At 41.6% G+C, this 21,079-nt stretch carries 20 protein-coding genes; 18 read left to right on the plus strand and 2 right to left on the minus strand.

Going from position 1 to position 21,079, the window contains the following annotated elements:
* Positions 1-181 precede the first annotated feature (181 nt).
* The 15 genes from ndhC to ACS604_RS16090 all read left to right on the plus strand — a co-directional run bounded on the left by ndhC (position 182) and on the right by ACS604_RS16090 (position 16,373).
* The gene (gene ndhC / locus ACS604_RS16020) at positions 182-733 is read left to right on the plus strand and encodes an NADH-quinone oxidoreductase subunit A (protein ID WP_003653481.1); all 552 of its coding nucleotides are present in this window, start codon (positions 182-184) and stop codon (positions 731-733) included.
* Between the two features lie 6 nt (positions 734-739).
* On the plus strand, positions 740-1,417 hold the full coding sequence (locus ACS604_RS16025) for a NuoB/complex I 20 kDa subunit family protein (protein ID WP_002050353.1): 678 nt from the start codon (positions 740-742) through the stop codon (positions 1,415-1,417).
* Positions 1,418-1,501: 84 nt separating this feature from the next.
* Positions 1,502-3,289, plus strand: a complete 1,788-nt coding sequence (nuoC, locus tag ACS604_RS16030) for an NADH-quinone oxidoreductase subunit C/D (protein WP_004794331.1) — start codon at positions 1,502-1,504, stop codon at positions 3,287-3,289.
* 13 nt (positions 3,290-3,302) lie between these two features.
* Complete coding sequence (gene nuoE / locus ACS604_RS16035) at positions 3,303-3,812, plus strand: NADH-quinone oxidoreductase subunit NuoE (RefSeq protein WP_474772232.1); 510 nt, start codon at positions 3,303-3,305, stop codon at positions 3,810-3,812.
* Entirely contained in the window at positions 3,809-5,140 is a 1,332-nt protein-coding gene (gene nuoF, locus ACS604_RS16040; protein ID WP_474772234.1) for an NADH-quinone oxidoreductase subunit NuoF, read from the plus strand. Before nuoE ends, nuoF begins: the two co-directional genes overlap by 4 nt.
* An 11-nt stretch (positions 5,141-5,151) precedes the next feature.
* Entirely contained in the window at positions 5,152-7,836 is a 2,685-nt protein-coding gene (gene nuoG / locus ACS604_RS16045; RefSeq protein ID WP_144735480.1) for an NADH-quinone oxidoreductase subunit NuoG, read from the plus strand.
* 3 nt (positions 7,837-7,839) lie between these two features.
* Entirely contained in the window at positions 7,840-8,856 is a 1,017-nt protein-coding gene (gene nuoH, locus ACS604_RS16050) for an NADH-quinone oxidoreductase subunit NuoH (protein ID WP_004703499.1), read from the plus strand.
* Positions 8,857-8,874: 18 nt separating this feature from the next.
* Positions 8,875-9,417 (plus strand): NADH-quinone oxidoreductase subunit NuoI, encoded by a 543-nt coding sequence (gene nuoI, locus ACS604_RS16055; RefSeq protein ID WP_004794319.1) that lies wholly within the window; start codon positions 8,875-8,877, stop codon positions 9,415-9,417.
* A complete protein-coding gene (gene nuoJ, locus ACS604_RS16060) occupies positions 9,417-9,935 on the plus strand; it encodes an NADH-quinone oxidoreductase subunit J (protein WP_014205902.1) in 519 nt (172 codons plus the stop codon). The genes nuoI and nuoJ overlap by 1 nt, the downstream gene beginning before the upstream one ends.
* Positions 9,935-10,243 carry an NADH-quinone oxidoreductase subunit NuoK gene (gene nuoK, locus ACS604_RS16065; protein WP_000529822.1) on the plus strand — a complete coding sequence of 103 codons (309 nt, stop codon included), beginning with the start codon at positions 9,935-9,937 and terminating at the stop codon, positions 10,241-10,243. The genes nuoJ and nuoK overlap by 1 nt, the downstream gene beginning before the upstream one ends.
* The gene (nuoL, locus tag ACS604_RS16070) at positions 10,240-12,129 is read left to right on the plus strand and encodes an NADH-quinone oxidoreductase subunit L (protein WP_474772241.1); all 1,890 of its coding nucleotides are present in this window, start codon (positions 10,240-10,242) and stop codon (positions 12,127-12,129) included. Before nuoK ends, nuoL begins: the two co-directional genes overlap by 4 nt.
* A gap of 1 nt (position 12,130) precedes the next feature.
* The gene (gene nuoM / locus ACS604_RS16075) at positions 12,131-13,729 is read left to right on the plus strand and encodes an NADH-quinone oxidoreductase subunit M (RefSeq protein WP_004794314.1); all 1,599 of its coding nucleotides are present in this window, start codon (positions 12,131-12,133) and stop codon (positions 13,727-13,729) included.
* Positions 13,730-13,731: 2 nt separating this feature from the next.
* A complete protein-coding gene (gene nuoN / locus ACS604_RS16080) occupies positions 13,732-15,228 on the plus strand; it encodes an NADH-quinone oxidoreductase subunit NuoN (RefSeq protein WP_004794312.1) in 1,497 nt (498 codons plus the stop codon).
* 100 nt (positions 15,229-15,328) lie between these two features.
* Positions 15,329-15,964, plus strand: a complete 636-nt coding sequence (gene upp / locus ACS604_RS16085; protein ID WP_151964524.1) for a uracil phosphoribosyltransferase — start codon at positions 15,329-15,331, stop codon at positions 15,962-15,964.
* A 115-nt stretch (positions 15,965-16,079) separates the two neighbouring features.
* Positions 16,080-16,373, plus strand: a complete 294-nt coding sequence (locus ACS604_RS16090) for a cold shock domain-containing protein (RefSeq protein WP_005803269.1) — start codon at positions 16,080-16,082, stop codon at positions 16,371-16,373.
* Positions 16,374-16,392: 19 nt separating this feature from the next.
* On the opposite strand, the gene gigC is transcribed toward ACS604_RS16090, so the two are convergent.
* Entirely contained in the window at positions 16,393-17,277 is an 885-nt protein-coding gene (gene gigC, locus ACS604_RS16095; protein WP_474772243.1) for a LysR family transcriptional regulator GigC, read from the minus strand.
* 86 nt (positions 17,278-17,363) lie between these two features.
* Here gigC and ACS604_RS16100 point away from each other — a divergent pair, with 86 nt between their 5' ends.
* Positions 17,364-18,125, plus strand: a complete 762-nt coding sequence (locus ACS604_RS16100) for a ferredoxin--NADP reductase (RefSeq protein ID WP_174758237.1) — start codon at positions 17,364-17,366, stop codon at positions 18,123-18,125.
* 48 nt (positions 18,126-18,173) lie between these two features.
* Here ACS604_RS16100 and ACS604_RS16105 read toward each other — a convergent pair whose 3' ends face one another.
* On the minus strand, positions 18,174-18,593 hold the full coding sequence (locus ACS604_RS16105) for a hypothetical protein (protein ID WP_171065174.1): 420 nt from the start codon (positions 18,591-18,593) through the stop codon (positions 18,174-18,176).
* 290 nt (positions 18,594-18,883) lie between these two features.
* Between ACS604_RS16105 and ACS604_RS16110 the strand changes: the two genes are divergently transcribed.
* On the plus strand, positions 18,884-19,117 hold the full coding sequence (locus ACS604_RS16110) for a hypothetical protein (RefSeq protein WP_004794299.1): 234 nt from the start codon (positions 18,884-18,886) through the stop codon (positions 19,115-19,117).
* 221 nt (positions 19,118-19,338) lie between these two features.
* Complete coding sequence (locus tag ACS604_RS16115; protein WP_174758236.1) at positions 19,339-21,015, plus strand: mechanosensitive ion channel; 1,677 nt, start codon at positions 19,339-19,341, stop codon at positions 21,013-21,015.
* Positions 21,016-21,079 lie beyond the last annotated feature (64 nt).

Consider the following 21,079-nt stretch of genomic DNA (forward strand, 5'->3'; position numbering starts at 1 on the left):
CTTACAACCCATAGAAGAATAGTTTTGTTTAGAAAATCATCCGAAAGACTAAGACGCTTCAACTAGCATGCGAAATTAGAAATCAGGTACAATTGGCGGGATTAATTTTGTGTTTGGTGTATTTGAAGGCCAATACATACATTCTTTGTTAAATAATAGGCCTGCCAGGAGTTATCCCCGCATGAGTGCCATTACTCCATACGACTGGGCGATTATCGCCTTCGTGATCGGCGTTACATTTCTTTGCGTCTTTATGCTCACAGTTCCCTTACTCCTCGGGGGGAAATCGTGGGGGCGTGCTAAGCAAGAGCAGTTTGAATCGGGTGTCGTGAGTGCTGGTGGCGCTCGCATTCGCCTGTCTGCAAAGTTCTATTTAGTTGCAATTTTCTTTGTTGTCTTCGACTTAGAGGCACTTTACCTCTATGCATGGTCTACTTCTGTGCGTGAAGTAGGGTGGTTGGGATATACCACTGTCGTGATCTTTGTCGTTGATTTATTGATTGCGCTTGTTTATGCCTTCTCTGTAGGTGCTTTAAGTTGGTCACCAGCAGATCGCCGTAAATCAGCAGGTGAGGCGATTAAAATCGGTTCACCAACAATGAACATTGCTGAAATTACACGCTTTAACTCTATTGAAGAGCTCGTAACTGACCCTACAGGCCAGATTCCAGCTCAATCATCAGGTCGTGTTAAGTCAAAAACTACACCTGCATTGTCATCTGAAAAGGAGTAAGTCGGGATGAAATATACTCTGACCCGCGCGAATCCGGATGCTGATCAATACCCATTGCAAGAACGTCAAATCGTGACAGATCCACTAGAAGAGGAAGTGAATAAAAACGTATTCATGACTCGTTTAGAGGATGTCTTGCATACAGCAGTAAACTGGGGGCGTAAAAACTCCTTGTGGCCATTTAACTTTGGTACCTCTTGTTGTTACGTTGAATATGCAACGACCTTAACAGGTGTGCATGACTTGTCACGTTTCGGCGCAGAGGTTATCCGTGCTTCACCTCGTCAAGCTGACTTGATGATTGTTGCAGGAACCTGTTTCGTAAAAATGGCACCAGTTATTCAGCGTCTATATGAACAGATGTTAGAGCCTAAATGGGTCATCTCGATGGGTGCTTGTGCAAACTCTGGAGGTATGTACGACATCTATTCAGTAGTTCAAGGTGTAGACAAAATTATTCCTGTTGACGTGTACGTCCCAGGTTGTCCACCTCGTCCTGAAGCATTAATTCAAGCTTTAATGCTTTTACAAGACCAGATTCAATTAGAGCGACGCCCGCTTTCTGCCGTGATCGGTGATGATCTTCAGCCAGTGTATAAGCCAAAGATGATGCCAGAACGTGACCGTAAGAATGCGCAGCGTATTGCCGTTAAAAACTTACGCTCTATGGATGAGATTAAATAATTTTTTGACGGTGCTTTGACATATCTAACCGATATGTTCATCGAGAAAATTGACAGAATTTGTATTAAATAGGAAGCCAAGCCAATGGCTGAAACTGACATTGCTATGCCAGAGTCAACACCAGTTGATTCACGCCCAGCATTTGCAATCGTAGAAGAACTCAAAACCAAATTTGGTGAGAACTTTTACGTGCAGGCGACTTTTGAAGAGTTTCCAACAGTCTGGGTTGAGCGCGCACGCGTGCAAGAAGTCCTTATGTTCCTACGTAAAGTGGAACGTCCATATGTAATGCTGTTTGACTTATCTGCGATGGATGAGCGTTTACGTGTTCATCGTGATGGTTTGCCAGCATCTGACTTCACTGTGTTCTATCATTTATTATCGCTTGAGCGTAATAGTGACATTCGTATCAAGGTTGCCTTGAACGAAAATGATCTTAACCTTCCGACAGCGACTAATATCTGGCCAAATGCCAACTGGTATGAACGTGAAGCTTACGATATGTTCGGTATCAATTTCGAAGGGCATCCAATGCTTCGTCGTATCTTGTTGCCAACCTATTGGGAAGGTCATCCGCTTCGTAAAGAATATTCAGCACGTGCGACAGAATATACGCCGTACATGCAAGACAAAGCGAAACAAGACTTTGAACAAGAGCACTTACGTTTTGTGCCAGAAGACTGGGGTCTTAAGCGTGGTAACGCTGACGAAGATTTCATGTTCTTGAACTTGGGTCCTAACCATCCATCTGCACATGGTGCGTTCCGTGTTGTATTGCAGTTAGATGGCGAAGAAGTGAAGGACTGTGTTCCTGATATTGGTTATCACCACCGTGGTGTGGAAAAGATGGCTGAACGTCAAACATGGCATTCTTTCATTCCTTATACTGACCGTGTCGACTACTTAGGTGGTTGTGCTCAAAACATGCCTTATGTGATGGCTGTAGAGCAAATGGCTGGTATTAAAGTTCCTGAGCGTGCGCAAGTGATTCGTGTCATGTTGAACGAGTTGTTCCGTATCAATAACCACTTATTGTTCTGTGGTACGGCAATTCAGGATGCCGGTGGTATGACGCCAGTATTCTATATGTTCGCAGACCGTCAAAAAGTTTACGACATTGTTGAAGCAATCACGGGTTACCGTATGCATCCAGCATGGTTCCGTATTGGTGGTACAGCACACGACCTTCCAAACAACTGGCAAAAGCTTGTTAAAGAATTGCTAGAGTGGATGCCTAAGCGCTTAAACGAATACTACACAGCAGCATTAAAAAACTCTGTGTTTATTGGTCGTACGCGTAACGTGGCACAATACGATGCCAAATCTGCACTCGCATGGGGTGTAACTGGTACTGGTTTGCGTGCGACAGGTATTGATTTTGACGTTCGTAAATATCGTCCATACAGTGGCTATGAAAACTTCGATTTTGATGTGCCAGTTGAGTATGAAGGCGATGCATATGCACGTGTACTCGTTCACTTCCGTGAAATTACTGAGTCGTTAAAAATTATTCAACAGTGTTTGGATAACATGCCTTCTGGTCCATATAAAGCGGATCATCCATTGGCTGTTCCACCACCGAAAGATAAGACATTACAAGATATTGAAACCTTGATTACGCACTTCTTGAGCGTTTCATGGGGTCCTGTCATGCCAGCGGGCGAGTCATCATTTATGACTGAAGTGGTTAAAGGCGCAAGTACTTACTACTTGACTTCAGATAAAGCGACGATGAGTTATCGTACTCGTATTCGTACACCGACGTTTACTCACTTACAGCAAATGCCTTCAGTGATTAACGGAAGTTTGGTATCTGACTTAATCATTTATCTGGCGACCATTGACGTGGTTATGGCTGACGTGGATCGCTAAGAGGTAACACATAATGATGATTTTGACTGATAAAAAGCCACGTGTGAATGTTGAAGGGATTTTGACTGCGGACGAAATTCACGATATCGAACATCACATTGGTCACTATCCATACCCTCGTGCAGCCTCTTTGGATGCATTGAAGTGTGTACAGCGCCGTAATGGTTGGGTAGATGACGCTCAAATGAATGCCATCGCACAGTTATTGTCGATGAGTGTTGCTGATTTGGAAGGTGTTGCAACATTTTACAACCGTATCTATCGTCAACCGGTAGGTCGTCACGTAATTTTGCTTTGTGACTCAATTGCTTGCTTCTTGATGGGTGCAGAAACACTTGCTGAAGCATTCCAGCGCGAACTAGGAATTCAGTATGGTCAGACGACACCAGATGGTCGTTTTACGCTGCTTCCAATTTGCTGCCTAGGCAACTGCGACAAAGGCCCAACTTTAATGATTGATGAAGATACTCACGGTTTAGTTGAAGTGACATCGGTCAAACAGTTATTGGAGAAGTATGTATGAATACTGAACCAAAACCAATTTATGGCGACGGTAATCCAGAAACTCATCCACTAACTTGGCGTTTAAGCAAACGTGACGAAGTTCGTGGTGCTGATGATTACGAAGCACTTGAAGGTTATGCTGGCTTTAAAAAAGCATTAGGCATGAAACCTGCTGAAGTGTTAGACGTGATTAAAGCTGCAACCGTAAAAGGTCGTGGTGGTGCGGGTTTCCCAGCGGGTATTAAATGGTCATTAATGGCACCAAATGATGGTGGTCCACGTTATTTGATCTGTAATGCTGATGAAATGGAACCGGGTACCTTTAAAGACCGTTTGTTGATGGAAAAACTTCCACATCAATTGATCGAAGGGATGTTAATTGCGGGTTATACCTTAGAGGCGACTCATGGTTATATCTTTATCCGTGGTGAATACATCGAGGCTGCTCAATATCTAAATGAAGCGTTAGAACAGATTCGTGCTAAAGGTTATTTAGGCGAAAATATTTTAGGTTCTGGCTGGAATTTTGAGTTGCATGTACATACGGGTGCAGGGCGTTATATCTGTGGTGAAGAAACTGCATTGATTAACTCGCTTGAAGGTCGTCGTGCTAACCCTCGTACTAAGCCACCGTTCCCGCAAGTTGCAGGAGCATGGGGCCGTCCAACAATTGTGAACAACGTTGAAACTTATAACAACTTGCCAGCAATTATGCTTCGTGGTCCAGAGTGGTATATCGGTTTATCGGCAGGTAAATCAAAAGACCCAGGCACTAAAATTTATGGTGCGTCAGGTAAAGTGAAATTTCCAGGTCTTTGGGAATTACCATTTGGTACAACTGCGCGTGAAGTGATTGAAGATCATGCTGGTGGTATGCGAGAAGGCTTAAAGCTTAAAGCATGGTTACCGGGCGGTGCTTCAACTGACTTTTTACCAGCAAATACCATTGATTTACCAATGGATGCGGACACGATTATGAAAGCAGGTTCTCGTTTGGGAACATGTTTATTGATGGTTGTAGATGAAACCCAGTGCATGGTATCGCTCACTCGTAACTTAGAAGAGTTCTTTGCGCGTGAATCATGTGGTTTCTGTACACCATGTCGTGATGGTTTGCCATGGGCTGTTAAAGCGCTTAAAGCACTTGAAGCAGGCGAAGGCAAGAAAGAAGATATTGACCATTTACAAGAATTGACTCGTAAATTATGGATCGGTAAAACTTTCTGTGCCCACGCACCAGGTGCGATGGAGCCGCTTATGGGCGCACTCAAACATTTCCGTGGTGAGTTTGAAGCGAAAGTGACGACTCGTCCTGTCGTGCAAACCAGCAACGTAGAACAAGCTTAAGGAATTCGACTATGGCTACAATTCATGTCGATGGAAAATCGTATGAAGTCAACGGCTCGGAAAACTTGCTACAAGCATGTTTGAGTCTGGGCATCGACATCCCATATTTTTGTTGGCATCCATCCTTAGGTTCGGTTGGTTCTTGCCGTCAATGTGCTGTTACGCAATATGCGAATCCAGAAGATACGCGTGGTCGTTTGGTCATGTCTTGCATGACACCAGCATCTGACAATACCTATATCTCAATTGAAGACAAAGAGGCAACGGATTTCCGTGCATCTATTGTTGAATTTTTGATGACGAATCACCCGCACGACTGTCCAGTCTGTGAAGAGGGTGGTCACTGTCACTTACAAGATATGACTGTGATGACTGGTCATGACCGTCGTCGTTACCGCTTCACAAAACGTACGCATTACAACCAAGAACTCGGCTCATTCATTGCACATGAAATGAACCGTTGTATTGCTTGTTACCGTTGTGTTCGTTACTACAAAGATTATGCGGGCGGTACAGACTTTGGTGTGTATGCCAATGCATCTCGTGTTTACTTTGGTCGTCCAGAATCAGGTACTTTAGAATCTGAATTCTCGGGTAACTTGACTGAAGTATGTCCAACAGGTGTATTCACTGATAAGACTCATTCAGAGCGTTATAACCGTAAATGGGACATGCAGTATGCACCAAGCGTGTGTCAAGGCTGTTCTTCTGGTTGTAACATTTCTCCGGGTGAGCGTTATGGTGAAATCCGTCGCGTAGAAAACCGTTTTAATGGTTCGGTTAACCAGTACTTCCTTTGTGATAAAGGTCGTTTTGGCACAGGTTATGTAAACCGTGCAGACCGTCCACGTCAGCCTCAGTTCCGTAACGGTGAAACTGTTGCAACTGTTTCTGTTGATCAAGCTTTAGATCAAACGATTGCAAAACTTCAAGGCAAAAAAGTCTTGGGTATTGGTTCTCCTCGCGCAAGCTTGGAATCGAACTACGCATTACGTGAGCTTGTAGGTCAGGCAAATTACTCAACTGGTGTTGCACAAAAAGAGCAAAAACTTGTTGAACTTGCTGCATCTATCATGCAAACCGAGGGTATTTACAACCCGAACATGCGTGAAATTGAAAGCTACGATGCTGTTCTGATTTTAGGTGAAGACCTGACTCAAACTGCTCCACGTATGGCATTGTCTGTTCGCCAAGCTGCGAAAAACAAAGCTCGCGAAATGGCTGCGAAAACACGTACTCCAGATTGGTTGGCTGAACCTGTACAACGTATTGGTCAAGAAGCAAAATCTCCGATCTATATCTTGGCTGCAACTCAAACTCGTCTTGCCGACGTTGCAACTGGTGAAGTTGTTGCTTCTCCAAATGATATTGCACGTTTAGGCTTTGCCGTAGCAGCAGCAGTGAAAGGTGATGTATTAATTGGTCTGGATGACGATGCAAAAGCATTCGCTCAAACCATTGCTGACACTTTAAAAACAGCAAACAAACCATTAATCATTGCGGGCACAAGTTTGCAAGATGCTTCTATTATGGAAGCTGCGGCTGAGTTGACTCAGAACTTAGGTTCTAAAGCTGGTTTAAGTCTTGTGGTTCCTGAAGTGAACTCTATGGGCTTGGCATTGTTTGGTGGCTTAAGCCTCGAACAAGCATTTGCTCAAGACTACGACACACTTGTTATTGTTGAAAATGACTTGTTCCGTCGTTTACCTGCTGCTCAAGTAAAAGCTGCACTAGATAAAGCTGAAACAGTAATCGTGCTTGATCACAGTGAAACTGAAACTGTGAAACAGGCTGATATCGTTCTTTCAGCAGCAAGCTTTGCGGAAGGTGACGGTACTGTTGTAAGCCAAGAGGGTCGTGCACAGCGCTTCTATCAAGTTTACGATCCAAGTTACTACAAGCCTGAATATGCAATTAAAGAATCATGGCGCTGGTTACATGCCATTGAAACTGGCATTAAAGGTAAAGCTGTAGATTGGACATTGCTTGATGATGTGATTGAAAGCATCGTGAAAAATGTACCAGTACTTGAAGCAATTCAAGATGTGGCACCTGATGCTGGTTACCGTGTACATGGTTTGAAAATTGCGCGTGAACCACGTCGTTATTCAGGCCGTACAGCAATGCGTGCGCCGTTATCAGTTCATGAGCCGAAACAGCCTACCGATCCAGATTCAGCATTAACATTCTCAATGGAAGGTTATGTTGGTCCGCAAAAAGCATCATCATTAGTACCATTTGCGTGGGCTCCGGGCTGGAACTCTCCACAATCTTGGAACAAATACCAAGATGAAGTGGGTGGTCACTTAAAAGGTGGTGATTCAGGTGTTCGTTTATTCGATCGCTTGGCAAAACGTCCTGCGCGTAGCTATGTTGCTCCAGTGCCTGTAGTTGCAAACCCTGAAAGTTTCCGCTTAGTACCAATGCATCATATTTTTGGTTCTGGTGAATTCACTATTAAAACACCTGCAATGGAAACTCGTATTCCAGAAGCTATGTTTGCAGTGGGCGAACAAGATGCAACTCGTTTGAACCTTCAAGAAGGTCAACGCATTACTGTAAAAGCAGGCGAAACCAGTGTGAGCTTGCCTGTACAAGTAATTGAATATTTACCTACAGGTTATATTGGTTACCCAGTTGGTTTAGCACCAATGGTGTCACTAGCTGAGCCTGTTTCAGTGGCTTTAGGAGTGTAATTCATGAATCAAGAAATTATACGTCAAACGCCACTTTGGGCTGAGAACTGGCCAATCGCTTACGCTGTAGTTCAAGCAGTTGTGATTTTGCTTGTTGTCGTTTTAGTTGCAGCGTTGATGTCTTTCATTGAACGTCGTTTACTTGCTTGGTGGCAAGACCGTTATGGTCCAAACCGTGTTGGTCCTGGTGGTATGTTCCAGATCGTTGCCGACATGCTTAAGATCATGTTCAAAGAAGACTGGACACCAAAATTTGCTGACAAACTTACATTCCGTTTAGCACCAGCTGTTGCAATGGCAACAGCGGTTCTTTCATTCATGGTAATCCCAGTGAGTCCTTCACTGGGTGTTGCTGACATGAGTATCGGTTTGTTGTTCTTCATGGCAATGGCTGGTATTGCAGTCTATGCAGTATTGTTTGGTGGCTGGGCTTCAAATAACAAATACTCATTGCTTGGTGGTTTACGTTCGGCTGCTCAAACCATTTCTTATGAAGTGTTCTTGGGTATCTCATTGATGGGTGTGGTTGCAATTGCAGGCTCATTTAACCTTCGTGAAATTGTTGAAGCACAACGCGATGTTTGGTTCGTTATTCCACAATTCTTAGGTTTCTTGATTTTTGTGGTTGCTGGTGTTGCGGTAACTCACCGTCATCCATTTGACCAACCAGAAGCAGAACAAGAATTGGCTGAAGGTTACCATGTTGAATATGGTGGTATGAAATGGGGTATGTTCTTCGTTGCTGAATATGTCAACGTGGTACTTATTTCTGCATTGATCGTAACTTTATTCTTTGGTGGTTGGTTAGCACCATTCAATTTAGAAATTCCATTTGTTCCGCCAGTATTCTGGTTTGTGATTAAAACAGCATTCTTTGTAATGATGTTTGTTTTGGCTCGTGGTTCTTTAATGCGTCCACGTTATGACCAAGTCATGAACTTTGGTTGGAAAATTTGTTTGCCATTGGCGTTGGTCAACTTGTTAGTGACTGGTGCTGTGATTCTGATGAATCAGGCCTAGGACAGCAGGGAGTACAAAATGTATAAATTTCTAGCTGGATTCGGATCGATTGTACGTTCGTTGTTTATGGTATTTAGCCATGTAACGCGTAAACGTGACACGATTTTATATCCAGAAGTACCGGCTGAACAGATTGTGCCGCCACGCTTTCGTGGTCGTATTGTGTTAACGCGTGACCCAGATGGGGAAGAGCGTTGTGTGGCATGTAACCTATGTGCGGTTGCGTGTCCAGTTGGCTGTATCTCACTACAAAAAGCAGAAACAGAAGATGGACGTTGGTATCCGGAATTTTTCCGCATCAACTTTTCACGTTGTATTTTCTGCGGTATGTGTGAAGAAGCTTGTCCAACCACTGCAATTCAGCTCACACCAGACTTCGAGTTAGGCGAATACGTACGTCAAGACCTTGTTTATGAGAAAGAAAACTTACTCATTTCAGGTCCGGGAAAATACCCAGACTACAACTTCTACCGTGTAACGGGTATGGCGATTAACGGTAAAGAGAAAGGTCAAGCACAAAAAGAAAGTGCACCAATCGATGTACGGAGTCTATTACCATGATGTGGCCGTTTTATTTGATGGCACTCGTGGCCATCGTTTCTACGGTTCGTGTAGTGACTAACACGAACCCTGTACACGCTTTACTTAGTCTAATTGTTTCATTGCTTGCTGTTGCTGGTATTTTCATGATCGTGGGGGCGCCTTTTGCAGGTGCTCTTGAAATCATCGTCTATGCCGGAGCAATTATGGTTCTGTTCGTATTCGTTGTGATGATGCTTAACTTAGGTCAACACACTGTTGAACAAGAACGTAAATGGCTTTCTTCAGATGCTTGGGCATATCCAGCACTCATGAGTTTCTTACTCGGCTTGCTTTTAGTTTGGATGCTTGGTGGTGAATACACTACTATTTCAGCACCGCTTGGGGCACAAGTGATTGGACCAAAAGTAGTTGGTCAAGCACTCTTTACTCACTATTTATTATTGGTTGAAGTTGCCGCGATGTTATTGCTAGCAGCCCTTGTTGCAGCATACCACTTAGGTAAACGTGAACCAGGTGCAGAAGAGGAAAAAGAATAATGGGCCAGATTCCTTTAGAACATGGTTTGATTGTTGCAACCATCCTTTTTGCACTCGGTTTTTACGGTGTAATGGTGCGACGCAACCTATTATTTATGTTAATGAGCCTTGAGATCATGATGAATGCTGCAGCATTGGCATTTGTTCTTGCGGGTAGCGTATGGGCACAACCAGATGGACAAGTGATGTTCATCCTGATTTTGACCCTTGCAGCAGCAGAGGCATGTATCGGTCTTGCGATTGTCCTTCAGTTCTATCATCGCTTCCATCATTTGGATGTGGATGCTGCTAGTGAGATGCGCGGATGAGTTATTTATATCTAACAGTATTATTTCCGCTAATCGGTTTTATTTTATTGGCGGCGGGACGAGACAAACTCTCTGAAAATGTTGCAGCAATTATTGGTGTAGGTTCTGTAGGTTTATCTGCATTATTTGCATTGATTACTGGAATGGCATTTACCACAAGTGGTCAGCAAGTTTTTGTTCAAAATCTGTGGACATGGTTCAATGTTGGTGGTTTTGCACCAGGCATTAGCTTACATTTAGATGGCTTATCTTTACTCATGATGGGCATGGTGACAGGTGTTGGTTTCTTAATCCATATCTTTGCATCATGGTACATGCGCGGTGAAGAAGGTTATGCGCGTTTCTTCTCTTATTTCAATCTGTTTGTTGCCAGCATGCTTGTGCTTGTATTGGGCGACAACTTAGCGTTGTTATTCTTAGGTTGGGAAGGCGTAGGTCTTTGCTCTTATTTGCTGATCGGTTTCTATTATGCAAACCCTGCAAATGGTTGGGCTGCGATCAAAGCATTTACAGTTACCCGCGTAGGTGACGTATTCTTACTTATCGCTTTATTCTTGCTTTACCAACAATTTGGTACGCTGAATACTCAGTACATCGTTGAACACGCAGCAGAAGTAATGACGAAGAGTTCGTCTCTTACGATCTGGACTGCATTAATGTTGTTCTTGGGTGCTGCTGGTAAATCTGCGCAAATTCCATTGCAAACATGGTTGGCAGATGCAATGGCAGGTCCAACACCTGTTTCTGCATTAATCCACGCTGCAACAATGGTAACGGCTGGTGTGTACTTATGCTGTCGTCTATTCAGCGTATTTGAACTTGCTCCTGAAGTGATGCAATTCATTTCAGTAACTGGCGCGGTAACTTTGTTAGTTGCAGGTTTTGCTGCACTCGTTCAAACAGACATCAAACGTATTTTGGCTTACTCAACAATGAGTCAGTTAGGTTATATGTTTATGGCTGTAGGTGCGGAAGCGTATCAAGCTGGCTTATTCCACATGTTGGCTCACGCATTCTTTAAGGCATTATTATTCTTGTCTTCTGGCGCGGTGATTTTGGCTTACCACCACGAGCAAAACATCTTCAAAATGGGTGGTTTGTTCAAACGTAACAAATTCCTATTTGCTTGTTTCGCGATTGGTGGCGGTGCATTAGCAGCGATTCCATTCTTGACCATTGGCTTCTTCTCTAAAGATGCGATTCTTGGTGAAGTTTGGGTACAAGGTCAATCAGTTGCTCTATATCACACTTTATATTGGGTGGGTGTAGCAGGTGCATTCCTGACTTCAATCTATACATTCCGTTTAATCTGGGTTGTATTCTTTGGTCAAGAAAACACGCCTTACCATGAAATTAAAGGTGCAACTTACTGGGCTCCATTGGGCATTTTAGCTGTACTGTCTACTTTTGTTGGTGCCGTATTAAAAGCACCTGTAGCTGGTATTCTTAATACTGCAAAAATTCCTGAATTCCATGTGGCTGAACAATTCGTTGAAGGCATGCATGGGGCAGAGCATTTAGCAGTAGGAATTGCGCTAGTTGGTTTAGTTGTTGGTATAGCATTATTTACATTTGCTTATGGTGCAGTGAAATCATTTGCTCAAACAAGTTTGGGTTCAGGTTTGGCACATATTTGCCGTACCGCTTTTGGTTTTGATGCATTGTATGACATCGTTTTTGTTAAACCTTATTTATTCTTCGCCAAAATCTTTGGCCGTGACCCGATTGACAGTTTGTGGTTAGTTCTTCCTGCACTTGTTAAAGGCGGAAACAGTTTTACAAGCTCACGTCAAACCGGTTCATTGCGTGAATACGCATCAAGTATGTCACTCGGTGTAGTGGTGTTATTGATGATCTTGATCGTTATTCAGGTAGTGGGGAAATAAAATGGAAAACAATTTAATTTTACCCGCGCTGATCCTTGTTCCGTTCATTGCTGGTTTTATTTGTTGGTTAGTCGATAAGCTCGACAAAACCTTGCCACGCTGGATTGCCTTAATTGGTATGCTCATTACTTTGGGCTTAGGTCTTGCACTTTGGCAAAATGGAACTTATAGCTATGAGATGGGTTCAAAAATCCCAACTTGGTCTGCTGAGTTCTATTTACCGTGGATTCAATCACTCGGTATCGGCATTCACTTAGCTGTGGATGGCTTATCTTTACTCATGGTGTTATTAACAGCGTTACTTGGTGTACTTGCTGTTGGTTGTTCATGGGGCGAAATTCAAAAGAACGTTGGTTTCTTCCACTTAAACCTTTTATGGAGTTTAGGTGGCGTTATCGGTGTATTCTTAGCGATTGACCTGTTCTTGTTCTTCTTCTTCTGGGAGATGATGCTTGTACCAATCTACTTCCTGATTGCGTTATGGGGTCATAAAGGTTCAAACGGTCGTTCACGTGTTTACGCAGCTACTAAGTTCTTCCTTTACACGCAAATCGCTGGTTTAGTGATGTTAATCGGTATTCTTGGTCTTGTAGTTTATGGCTACATGATGACCGGAATGATCGGTTTCGATTACAACTATTTATTAGCTGTAGCTAACCACTTACCGCCTGGCTTAGCGTACGGTTTCATGATCTGTTTCTTCATCGGTTTTGCCGTGAAGTTACCAGTGTTTCCATTACACGGTTGGTTACCAGATGCGCACGCTCAAGCACCTACAGCAGGTTCTGTAGACTTAGCGGGTATCTTGATTAAAACAGCTGCGTATGGCTTGCTTCGTTTCGTTATTCCATTCTTCCCGACAGCTTCTGCTCAGTTTGCAGACATTGCGATTATTTTCGGTTTGATTGGTATTTTCTACGGCGCATGGTGTGCTTATCAGCAAACTGACATGAAACGTTTACTTGCGTATACGTCAATTTCACACATGGGCTTTATTTTACTTGCGATCTACGCAGGTAACATTTTGACCTTCCAAGGTTTAATGATCATGATGTTGGCACATGGTTTGTCATCAGCTGCATTGTTCATTATGTCTGGTCAAATCTACGAACGTTTACATACACGTGACTTGCGTTTAATGGGTGGTCTTCGTGGCCAGCTTCAGTACTTGCCATTTTTCTTGATGTTCTTCGTTGCTGCTCTTGTTGGTGTGCCAGGTTTAGGTAACTTTATTGGTGAATTCCTGATTTTGATGGGTTCATTTAATAAATATCCTGTATTCACGATTCTTGCTTCTATCAGCCTTGTATTTGCAGGCTTATACGGCTTGATTTTGATTCACCGCGCTTTGTTTGGTGAACCAAATCCTGAACAAAAGCAACACTACACTAGTCCACTAAAAGACTTATCTGCTCGTGAAGTTGGTATTTTGATGATTTGTGCGATTGGTCTCGTTTGGCTTGGTATCTACCCACAAACATTCTTGGATGTATCTCATTCAAGCATGCAGTGGTTCGTTAATAGTTATGTGCCAGTTCAAGAAGTCGTTGACACTGTTCAGCAAACAGCTACTCAACTTGACCATGTGGAGATCCAATAATCATGAACTTCACAGTATCATTCGCTACACTTATGCCTTTAGCTCCGGTGATGATTGTTGCTTTAACAACAATCGTCGTCATGCTGTTAATTTCAATTAAGCGTAATCATAATTTAATCGCAACAGCTTCTGTTGTTGGTTTAAACCTCGCTGCACTTTATATTTTATTTGCGGTATTTGGCGGTAAGTTTGTACCGGCAAATGTGATGGGCATGTTTATGGTTGATCCATTTACCATGTTCTATCAATTTATGATTTTGATTGCAGCTTTGGCTTGTTGTACTTTGTCTCACGCTTACATCGAAACCTATAAAGATAACCGCGAAGAACTCTATCTTTTGTTACTTGCTTCGGTAGCAGGTGCAATGTTGATGGTTGCAAGTTCTCACTATGCATCGTTCTTCATTAGCCTCGAGTTAATGTCGATCCCTGTATACGGCTTACTTGCTTATACTTATCAACGTAGTAGTTCACTTGAAGCTGGTATTAAATATCTTGTACTTTCAGCGACAGCTTCTGCAATGTTGTTGATGGGTATGGCATATATCTATGCATATACTGGTTCACTTTCATTCTATGATTCTGTACAGGCTTTATTTGGCGCAATCAAACAGCCAATGGTGTTATTAGGTTTAGCACTGATTATCTTTGCTGTTGCGTTTAAATTATCGCTTGCGCCGTTCCATAAATGGACACCAGATGTATATGCAGGTGCGCCAGCGCCAATGGCAACTTTCTTGGCGACTGCTGCTAAAGTTGCAACCATTGGTTTGTTCGTGCGCTATATGCTTGCTTCAGGCGCAATTATGGTGGACTCGTTAGTTACTATTTTGACAATCATTGCAGTATTGTCGATTTTAGTTGGTAACTTGCTCGCTGTTCGTCAAGTTAACTTAAAACGTATTCTCGGTTATTCATCTATTGCTCATTTTGGTTATTTGTTAATTGCTTTAATTAGCATGACTTATGCGAGCTTGGGTAGCGTAACTGTATATGTGGTGTCTTACGTATTAACAACTATCGGTGCTTTTGGTGCTGTAGCGTTAATGTCTAGCCCATATAACAACGTAGATGAAGCACAAAGTCTTGCAGACTACCGTGGTTTGTTCTGGCGTCGTCCAGTACTTACAGCAACTTTAACAGTCATGATGTTATCTTTGGCTGGTATTCCATTAACAGCAGGCTTCATTGGTAAGTTCTTGGTTGTAATGGCTGCTGTAACAACTCAACACTGGTTCTTGGCTGCAATGATTATTGTGGGTAGTGGTATTGGTTTGTACTATTACTTACGTGTGATGGTTGTAATGTATATGACACCACCAGAAACTCCTCGTATTGATGCAGACGCTCATTGGGGTCAAAAAGTAGGTGGTTTAATGGTATTAGCTGCTGCTGCATTAGTTATTATTTTGGGTGTATATCCAGATCCAATGATTAATTTAGCATTAAAAGCAGAAATTTTATCTCCATTACATTTCATGCTTTCACAACAACACTAATTCTAGTGTACAAAAAAGCCTCCAAATCTGGAGGCTTTTTTTTATTGAGCATTAAAAAAAGATTATAATAAATACGTTTTTATATTTTTAGGTAACATCTGTGGCCATTCAAGAAATTCGTCACCCACTTATTCGTCATAAATTAGGTTTGTTGCGTCGTTCTGATATCAGTACTAAGAATTTCCGTGAGCTTGCTCAGGAAGTGACTATGTTGTTGACTTATGAAGCAACAAAAGATTTACCAGTAGTGGATTGTGAAATTGCTGGATGGGCTGGAACTGTTACTACACAGCGTATTGCTGGTAAAAAAATAACGGTTGTACCGATTTTACGTGCAGGAATTGGTATGCTGGATGGTGTACTTAATCTGATTCCAAGTGCAAAAGTAAGTGTTTTAGGTCTTGAACGTAATGAAGAAACATTAGAAGTTCGTACTTATTATAAAAAACTAGTTCCAGATGTGGCTAATCGTCTTGCAATGATTATCGATCCAATGTTGGCAACAGGTAATTCATTAGTTGCTGCGATTGATGTATTAAAGGCGAGTGGCTGTAAAGATATACGTGTTATGGTATTAGTTGCTGCTCCGGAAGGTGTTGCTAAAGTTGAAGCAGCTCATCCAGATGTACAGATTTATACAGCATCTATTGATAATGGCTTAAATGAACAAGGTTATATTGTTCCTGGCTTGGGCGATGCTGGCGATAAAATTTTTGGTAGTGTACAAAAAGATTAATTTTTTGAAATCGTAATAAAAAGAGACTTCATTAAACCGTATAATTTTAAAACGGAATCGTGAGTCTCTTTTTTATTTACCGCAACGACTGGATTGGAAAAGTAGGGGAAAGATCATGAAGCAAGAGTTTTATACTGGATGGGTAAAACAATATAACCCTGATAAAGGGTTTGGTTTTATTGAAACTACTGAAGGAGATATTTTCTTTCATATTTCTGATTTCCCTGCATCAGAGGGCGAACCGAAAAGAAATGAAAAAGTAAGATTTCTTGCCGCGGATAATCAGGGCAAATTTAAAGCGATCAAAATTGAGCGTGTTGACCCAAATCCTGCGAAAACCAAGAAAAATAAAATTGCGGATCACAATAAAGCGATCACAAGCGAATTGTTGTCAAATTTTCGACGTTAATGAATGAAAAGATCAGGTTTTAAACCTGATCTTCACAAAATTGTAAGAATGCTTTCAGACCAGGGCCTTGATACTTTTGACGGTGTACCAACATATAAAGTGGACGGGTAAGCTGCCAGAATGGTGTATCTAAAATTACTAATTGTCCCTTTTCAATTAGGGGTTCAATAGCAAGTTTAGAGATACAAGACATTCCTAAACCACCAGCAACGATTTTCAAGATTGCTTCATTGTGACCTAGGGTTAGGCGAATATTGGCATCTGGGAGATCTTGCAAAATAGCATTATCAAACACTTCACGAGTTCCCGAACCTTCCTCACGTAAAATCCATTCAACTTGATAAAAATCATTTGCTGTTAAAGGTCGATTTAAACGTGCTAGAGGGTGATTAGGGGAGCAGCATACTGCAAGCTCATCATCTCGCCAGTGAATACATTGAAGTTGAGGCAGATGACATGAGCCCTCAATTAATGCCAAATCAAGCTGAAACTGATTGACTGCTTCAATCATTTGGCGTGTGTTACCCACCTGTAATTGCAGATGTGCTTTGGGATGATACTGTAAAAAGTTCGCCATTAAATCTGGCATGAGATAATCACTGATCGTTAGAGTTGCCCCAATACGTAAATCAATGCTTTGTAATTCACCTTTTGCAGCTTGCTCAAAAGCTTCACAGCGACCTAATATTTCTAGCGCTTGAGGCAATAAAAACCGACCAAGATCATTGAGTTGCAGTCGTTTACCTAAACGATCAAATAGAGGGGCACCAAGACCATCCTCTAAATCGGCTAAAGCCATACTTGCTGCACTTTGCGTCAGTCTGACCGCATCACTGGCTTTGGTGACAGTTCCTTCTTGAGCGACTGCTACAAAAACAGCCAACTGGCGTAATGTCATGCGCATGTTTAAAAAGCCTTAACGTTTAAAAGTATTCATTATTTCGGCTGTCATGCTAACATGAGCGCACTATTTCATGCCACGTTGAAATCATGTCAATTGAAAAATTTAGCGTAGAAAAAGTTTTATCTGTACACCGCTGGACGCCAACTCTTTTTAGTTTCACCATGACTCGCCCTGCACATTTTAAATTTACGGCTGGTCAATTTGCGCGTATTGGACTGAAAGTTGGAGATGAACTGGTTGTTCGTGCCTATTCAGTGGTGTCGTCTCCATTTGATGAAACGCTAGAATTTTTCTCGATTGTAGTGCCTGACGGTGCATTTACCTCTAATCTTCAACATTTGAAGGTGGGTGATGAGCTTTACTTAGAAAAAATCCCTTATGGTTATCTTACTCTAGCTCGCTATCAACAACCTTTACCGCACGATTTATGGTTATTGGCAACGGGTACGGGTTTAGCGCCGTTTTTGTCGATGCTACAAGATTTCGATACATGGTCTAAATATCAAAAGATTAATCTGGTCTACAGTGTCCGTACCGCAGCTGAATTAGCTTATGTCGACCGTATTCAAGAAATTGCTGAAACTTTTGGGGAAGGGCACATCGGTTTTAAATTTATTTCAATTATCACTCGTGACCCATCAGCACAGTTACATGATCGTTTACCAGTTTTGATTGAGAACGGTGAATTAGAAAAAGTTGCTGGTATAGAACTGAGCCCTGCAACAAGCCATGTCATGCTTTGTGGAAACCCAGAAATGGTAGATGACACGAAAAATGCTTTAAAGCGCCGTGGTTTGACGATGAATCGTCGAGGTGAGGGAAATATTGCAGTAGAAAATTACTGGTAACAAACAACAATTAAAAGAACTTTAAAATTATTTTTATGGATATGTTTATTAATGGACAAACATATCCATAAATTCACGAATTTCTGCAATTGCACTGTCTACATCGCTTGAAAGCCAAGTCGGTTCAAAAAGGCCTGCATAATGTTCTAAACGATCTTGAGGAACAACTAAGCGAACAGGGCAGTCTTCTTCAAGTAAACGCCAAGGTAAAATTGGAACTTCATTGTCCAGAAAAATATTGATATTACGAATATCAACAATCATGGCGTTAATACAGTCAGGAAATGGCATCACTGAAAACTCTTCCGTACGACGACGAAAATACTCCAGATCACCCCATTTGAGTTCATAACTTGGTTTATTAAATTCAATAATACCAATGAGATGTTCATCTCTCGTCTGGTGTATATAACATTGATGTGTGACGTCAGTGTCGAGATCAAGAGTTACGTTTTGCTGACGATACATCATAAAATAGAGCAGCTTTAAAACAAGGGGGCTTATTATAGCCTATTTTATAAAAAGTAAGCGCTAAAACATATTGTATTACAAATGGGTGATAGGCGAAGTTTGTGAATAACGAGAAATTATTTTTAATTTTCTAAATTAAGGTGTGCAAATTTTATACTGTTTTTATTATTTTAAAAGTAGAGTTTTGCAACTACAGACACCTTAGAGTAATGCTTTTTCACACAATGCAACAAAGCGAATTGCTATGATGAATATAAAGTTAATGATAATAGAAGAGGGGAAAGAAGATGCATGACTTTTCAAAACCACCTCATGTGACGAGTCCTGAAGAAACTGCGAAAAAAAGAAGATTGCCAGTTTACATTTTAATTATTGTTGGGCTTTTTCTTATTGCGCTTATTGTTTATATGGTTGCTGACCACAGCCAGACTCCTAAAGAAGAAGGAGCTTTTCAAAATGAGACTACGCCACATGTAATTAAAGGTAGTTCTGATTTGAATTTAAAGACCTATGAGGGGTAATAAGCGAATCAGTTTAACTTGATATCAAGCCTTTAGGTGTAAACCTGAAGGCTTTTTTGCAACCTTTTGCATCAATTTGTTGTATTTGTGCAGAAGTGTGTTGATTAGAAAATATTCAAAACATAATGTGAGATAGACCGCATTCATCGTCATTTTTTACAACGAATGGTGTTTCCTAGAGATAACACTGAAAAGAACATAACAATTGAGGACATAACAATATGAATGAATTTTTTGATGGGCCTCGCGGCGCTCAATTTGATGCGATGTATTACTGGGATCAGTTTCATCCTATCCTGGCTGCAGTAGTGATCTTATTGGTTGGTTGGATAATTGCTTTATTAGTAGCAGCCGGTGTGAAAAAGCTTCTACAAAAAGTAAATACCAATGCCAAACTATCTTCTGCTACTGGCCGAGCGCCAAATATTGAAGGTCTGATCTCCAAGGTTGTATTCTGGTTTATTCTGATTTTAGCTGTTGTAGCGGCTCTAAATGTGCTCAACATTAGTGGAGTGAGTGGCCCATTCAGCAATATGGTGAATCAGGTACTGGTCTACATTCCAAATATTATTGCTGCTGTGGTGGTGGGTTTTATTGGTTGGATCGTTGCTCGACTGGTGCGGGCAGGCATTACCAATGTTTTATCCAGAACCCAACTCGATGATAAGTTAAGCAGTGAAGTGGGTGTAGGTGGAATTAGCCAGAACATTGGTGAAATTCTTTACTGGCTTGTATTGTTACTTTTCCTTCCGATTGTTCTGTCAATATTAGGACTTACAGGCTTACTCATTCCAGTTCAAAATATGGTAAATGATGCCGTAGCTTTCTTACCAAATATCTTTATTGCTGGCGTTATCGTTTTTGTTGGTTATATCTTGGCAAAAATTGTACGCGGTATTGTTGAAGGTCTAGTAAATAGCTTAGGTGTTCAGGCTCAAGCTGAAAAAATTGGTCTTTTCAAAAGCTCTAATGTAGGCAAATTCTTAGGTTCATTTGTTTTTGCCATCATCATTATTACTACATTAATTGTAGCGTTCGAAGCGTTAGGTATTGAGACAATTTCTCAACCTGCGACAGCAATGCTAAATGAAATCTTGCAAGCAATTCCAAACATTATTGCGGCTGGTTTAATTTTACTGGTTGCTTATATTGTTTCTCGTTTTGTTGGCCGCTTAGTAGCTGAACTCATTGCAGGAACAGGTGTTGATGAAATTCCTGCAAAATTAGATGTACAACGCTTTTTAGGTCAAACTAAAGTTTCTAATGCAGTTGGCTGGCTAATTGTATTCTTTACTATGCTGTTTGCAGTATCTGAAGCAGCGGACCGTCTTGGTTTCGATCAAATCAGTGGTCTCATTGCAATGTTTATCCATTTCGGTGCAAACATTCTATTGGGTGCTGTAATTTTAGTAATTGGTTTCTGGCTAGCGAATATTGTAGCGAATGTGGTGCAACGTGGTGAATATAATAGTTCGCGTTGGTTAGCTAGTTTAGTTCGTGTTTTAATTATTGGTCTGGTACTTGCGCTTGGTTTAAGAGCGATGGGTATTGCAGATTCAATTGTTAACCTTGCATTTGGTTTGACTCTAGGCGCGGTTGCCGTGGCTTTCGCTCTTGCATTCGGTTTAGGTGGTCGTCAACCAGCAGAACGACTTTTAACTGATTTACTTGATAAAGCGAAAAAAGAAGCCAATCAACCGAATCCTCTTTATCAACCACCTTCTAGTACGAGTAGTTCAGCTCCAGCTACAACTATGTCACCAACTCCATCTACACCAACAACGCCACCATCAACAGCTCCATCTGATGCAAAACCAGCAGATTCTGTACAGGTGAATCCAGCACAACCGCCAGTGAATAAACCGTTTGGTTCTACAGGCGAAAATGATGAAATTTAAGGGAATTAAATTAAATTTCAGATAAACAGTACAAAAAATCTTTGATTTTTGTGATAAGTTCGAC

This window comes from Acinetobacter sp. Li1LvA2, from assembly GCF_056156705.1.